Below are 5,412 nucleotides of genomic sequence, written 5' to 3' on the forward strand. Positions count from 1 at the left end.
TGCTAAGCGACTACCGTATCTAACAGGGGGCAACCCCCAACTACTTCAGGCGTTCTAGGGCTTAACTGCTGTGTTCGGCATGGGTACAGGTGTATCTCCTAGGCTATCGTCACTTAACTACTGAGTCTTGTCAACTCAAAATTGAATATCTATATTCTAACAAGTTTTACCAACGCTGTCAATATTGACTTCGGTTTTAATAAGTAATTGTATTCGAACTAAAAAGCTAGTGATTCAGATAAATCGCCTTGAAGTCTAACCGACTTCCGCGTTGATTTCCTAAAATCATACGCTTTTCTTAACGTTCTCATTACTTAATTTGGATAAGTCCTCGAGCGATTAGTATTGGTCCGCTACATGTGTCGCCACACTTCCACTTCCAACCTATCTACCTGATCATCTCTCAGGGCTCTTACTAACATAAAGTTATGGGAAATCTCATCTTGAGGTGGGTTTCACACTTAGATGCTTTCAGCGTTTATCCCGTCCCTACATAGCTACCCAGCGATGCCTTTGGCAAGACAACTGGTACACCAGCGGTAAGTCCACTCTGGTCCTCTCGTACTAGGAGCAGATCCTCTCAAATTTCCTACGCCCGCGACGGATAGGGACCGAACTGTCTCACGACGTTCTGAACCCAGCTCGCGTGCCGCTTTAATGGGCGAACAGCCCAACCCTTGGGACCGACTACAGCCCCAGGATGCGACGAGCCGACATCGAGGTGCCAAACCTCCCCGTCGATGTGAACTCTTGGGGGAGATAAGCCTGTTATCCCCAGGGTAGCTTTTATCCGTTGAGCGATGGCCCTTCCATACGGAACCACCGGATCACTAAGCCCGACTTTCGTCCCTGCTCGAGTTGTAGCTCTCGCAGTCAAGCTCCCTTATACCTTTACACTCTGCGAATGATTTCCAACCATTCTGAGGGAACCTTTGGGCGCCTCCGTTACCTTTTAGGAGGCGACCGCCCCAGTCAAACTGCCCGTCAGACACTGTCTCCGATAGGGATAACCTATCCGGGTTAGAGTAGCCATAACACAAGGGTAGTATCCCAACAGCGCCTCCGTCGAAACTGGCGTCCCGACTTCATAGGCTCCTACCTATCCTGTACATGTGGTACAGATACTCAATATCAAACTGCAGTAAAGCTCCATGGGGTCTTTCCGTCCTGTCGCGGGTAACCTGCATCTTCACAGGTACTAAAATTTCACCGAGTCTCTCGTTGAGACAGTGCCCAAATCATTACGCCTTTCGTGCGGGTCGGAACTTACCCGACAAGGAATTTCGCTACCTTAGGACCGTTATAGTTACGGCCGCCGTTTACTGGGGCTTCAATTCAGATCTTCGCTTGCGCTAAACCCTCCTCTTAACCTTCCAGCACCGGGCAGGCGTCACCCCCTATACATCATCTTACGATTTAGCAGAGAGCTGTGTTTTTGATAAACAGTTGCTTGGGCCTATTCACTGCGGCTGACTGTAAGTCAGCACCCCTTCTCCCGAAGTTACGGGGTCATTTTGCCGAGTTCCTTAACGAGAGTTCTCTCGCTCACCTGAGGCTACTCGCCTCGACTACCTGTGTCGGTTTGCGGTACGGGTAGAGTATGATACATCGCTAGAAGCTTTTCTCGGCAGTGTGACGTCACTAACTTCGCTACTTAACTTCGCTCCCCATCACAGCTCAATGTTACAGATACAAGCATTTGACTCATATCACACCTCACTGCTTAGACGGGCACTTCCAATCGCCCGCTTTAGTTAGCCTACTGCGTCCCTCCATCACTTCATACTCTAGTACAGGAATATCAACCTGTTGTCCATCGGATACACCCTTAGGTCTCTCCTTAGGTCCCGACTAACCCAGGGCGGACGAGCCTTCCCCTGGAAACCTTAGTCTTACGGTGGATGGGATTCTCACCCATCTTTCGCTACTCATACCGGCATTCTCACTTCTATGCGTTCCAGCACTCCTCACGGTATACCTTCTTCACACATAGAACGCTCTCCTACCATAACACCTAAGTGTTATCCACAGCTTCGGTAAATTGTTTTAGCCCCGGTACATTTTCGGCGCAGGGTCACTCGACTAGTGAGCTATTACGCACTCTTTGAATGAATAGCTGCTTCTAAGCTAACATCCTAGTTGTCTGTGCAACCCCACATCCTTTTCCACTTAACAATTATTTTGGGACCTTAGCTGGTGGTCTGGGCTGTTTCCCTTTCGACTACGGATCTTAGCACTCGCAGTCTGACTGCCGACCATAAATCATTGGCATTCGGAGTTTATCTGAAATCAGTAAACCGAGATGGCCCCCTCATCCAAACAGTGCTCTACCTCCAAGATTCTCAAATGTCGACGCTAGCCCTAAAGCTATTTCGGAGAGAACCAGCTATCTCCAAGTTCGTTTGGAATTTCTCCGCTACCCACAAGTCATCCAAGCACTTTTCAACGTGCCCTGGTTCGGTCCTCCAGTGCGTCTTACCGCACCTTCAACCTGCTCATGGGTAGGTCACATGGTTTCGGGTCTACGACATAATACTAATGCGCCCTATTAAGACTCGGTTTCCCTACGGCTCCGTCTCTTCAACTTAACCTCGCATCATATCGTAACTCGCCGGTTCATTCTACAAAAGGCACGCTCTCACCCATTAACGGGCTCGAACTTGTTGTAGGCACACGGTTTCAGGTTCTATTTCACTCCCCTTCCGGGGTACTTTTCACCTTTCCCTCACGGTACTGGTTCACTATCGGTCACTAGAGAGTATTTAGGGTTGGGAGATGGTCCTCCCGGATTCCGACGAGATTTCGCGTGTCTCGCCGTACTCAGGATACTGCTAGGTATAAAGAATATTTCAAATACGAGGCTTTTACTCTCTTTGGCCTACCTTCCCAGGTAGTTCTTCTATACTCTTTAAGTCCACATTGCAGTCCTACAACCCCGAGGAGTAAACTCCTCGGTTTGCCCTCCTGCCGTTTCGCTCGCCGCTACTAAGGCAATCGCTTTTGCTTTCTCTTCCTGCAGCTACTTAGATGTTTCAGTTCACTGCGTCTTCCTCTTCACTACCTTAACAGTAGTGAGTGACAGGCATTACCTGCCGGGTTCCCCCATTCGGACATCCCTGGATCATTGCTTACTTACAGCTCCCCAAGGCATTTCGTCGTTAGTCACGTCCTTCATCGGCTTCTAGTGCCAAGGCATCCACCGTGCGCCCTTATTAACTTAACCTTATTAACCTAATTTTTTCAAAAATTAGAAAACTCATTAAATATTCACAGCGTTTTCGGTTTATTTTCTTGTTACTATTTCTATACGTACTTTTACATACGTTTAGGAATGTTTGATAGATATTCAATTTTCAATGGACAAGTTTAGGATATGAACGACGGTCGCTTCTGCGAAACTTCTGGATAAAATTAGGAATCTGACGCTGTGTGTCTTACACACAAGGAAGATTATCTATTTTCCTAAGAAGTTAGTCGTGAATTCAACTTCACTGCTATTCAGTTTAGTAGGATTCCTATCCTATGGAGCCTAGCGGGATCGAACCGCTGACCTCCTGCGTGCAAAGCAGGCGCTCTCCCAGCTGAGCTAAGGCCCCACAAGACCTCTCAAAATTAAAGAAGACTAACGTACAGGTTTCCATTTCCTTAGAAAGGAGGTGATCCAGCCGCACCTTCCGATACGGCTACCTTGTTACGACTTCACCCCAATCATCTATCCCACCTTAGGCGGCTGGCTCCTAAAAGGTTACCTCACCGACTTCGGGTGTTACAAACTCTCGTGGTGTGACGGGCGGTGTGTACAAGGCCCGGGAACGTATTCACCGCGGCGTGCTGATCCGCGATTACTAGCGATTCCGACTTCATGTAGGCGAGTTGCAGCCTACAATCCGAACTGAGACTGGCTTTAAGAGATTAGCTTGCCGTCACCGACTTGCGACTCGTTGTACCAGCCATTGTAGCACGTGTGTAGCCCAGGTCATAAGGGGCATGATGATTTGACGTCATCCCCACCTTCCTCCGGTTTATTACCGGCAGTCTCGCTAGAGTGCCCAACTCAATGATGGCAACTAACAATAGGGGTTGCGCTCGTTGCGGGACTTAACCCAACATCTCACGACACGAGCTGACGACAACCATGCACCACCTGTCACCAGTGTTCCGAAGAAAAATCCTATCTCTAGAACGGTCACTGGGATGTCAAGACCTGGTAAGGTTCTTCGCGTTGCTTCGAATTAAACCACATGCTCCACCGCTTGTGCGGGCCCCCGTCAATTCCTTTGAGTTTCAACCTTGCGGTCGTACTCCCCAGGCGGAGTGCTTAATGCGTTAGCTGCGGCACTGAGTCCCGGAAAGGACCCAACACCTAGCACTCATCGTTTACGGCGTGGACTACCAGGGTATCTAATCCTGTTCGCTCCCCACGCTTTCGAGCCTCAGCGTCAGTTACAGACCAGAGAGCCGCTTTCGCCACCGGTGTTCCTCCATATATCTACGCATTTCACCGCTACACATGGAATTCCACTCTCCCCTTCTGCACTCAAGTTTGACAGTTTCCAAAGCGTACTATGGTTAAGCCACAGCCTTTTACTTCAGACTTATCAAACCGCCTGCGCTCGCTTTACGCCCAATAAATCCGGACAACGCTCGGGACCTACGTATTACCGCGGCTGCTGGCACGTAGTTAGCCGTCCCTTTCTGGTAAGATACCGTCACTGTGTGAACTTTCCACTCTCACACACGTTCTTCTCTTACAACAGAGCTTTACGATCCGAAAACCTTCTTCACTCACGCGGCGTTGCTCGGTCAGGGTTGCCCCCATTGCCGAAGATTCCCTACTGCTGCCTCCCGTAGGAGTCTGGGCCGTGTCTCAGTCCCAGTGTGGCCGATCACCCTCTCAGGTCGGCTATGTATCGAAGCCTTGGTGAGCCGTTACCTCACCAACTAGCTAATACAACGCAGGTCCATCTCATAGTGAAGCAATTGCTCCTTTCAAGCATCTACCATGCGGTAAATACTGTTATGCGGTATTAGCTATCGTTTCCAATAGTTATCCCCCGCTATGAGGCAGGTTACCTACGCGTTACTCACCCGTTCGCAACTCATCCGTCTAGTGCAAGCACCAGACTTCAGCGTTCTACTTGCATGTATTAGGCACGCCGCCAGCGTTCGTCCTGAGCCAGGATCAAACTCTCATATAAAGTTTTGATTCAAACTCAAACTATCACTAGCTTTCCGTTTTATTGTTTTGTTTTGTCATTGACGATTTATCCTTAGATAAATCACCCTGCACGTTTGGTTCGTCTTCTTTAATTTTCAAAGGTCTTGTTCGTTATCGCGCTCTCGCGACAACTATCTTAGTTTATCATTTCTTGGAAACTTTGTCAACACTTTTTTGAAACTTTTTTTCGTTCC

1 tRNA gene and 3 rRNA genes are annotated in these 5,412 nt (G+C 48.8%); all 4 read right to left on the reverse strand.

The annotated features are described in order from the left end of the window. Position 1: 1 nt before the first annotated feature. Positions 2 to 117, reverse strand: a 5S ribosomal RNA gene (gene rrf, locus ODU50_RS10185). A gap of 202 nt (positions 118 to 319) precedes the next feature. Further along, a 23S ribosomal RNA gene (locus ODU50_RS10190) occupies positions 320 to 3,223 on the reverse strand. A 300-nt stretch (positions 3,224 to 3,523) separates the two neighbouring features. After that, positions 3,524 to 3,596 (reverse strand) — tRNA-Ala (locus ODU50_RS10195). Positions 3,597 to 3,649: 53 nt separating this feature from the next. Next, positions 3,650 to 5,198: ribosomal RNA gene (locus ODU50_RS10200) — 16S ribosomal RNA — on the reverse strand. The 16S, 23S and 5S rRNA genes sit together here with 1 tRNA gene alongside, the layout of an rRNA operon. Positions 5,199 to 5,412 lie beyond the last annotated feature (214 nt).

The organism is Streptococcus sp. 2020WUSS084, from assembly GCF_044427445.1.
Lineage (GTDB): Bacteria > Bacillota > Bacilli > Lactobacillales > Streptococcaceae > Streptococcus > Streptococcus suis.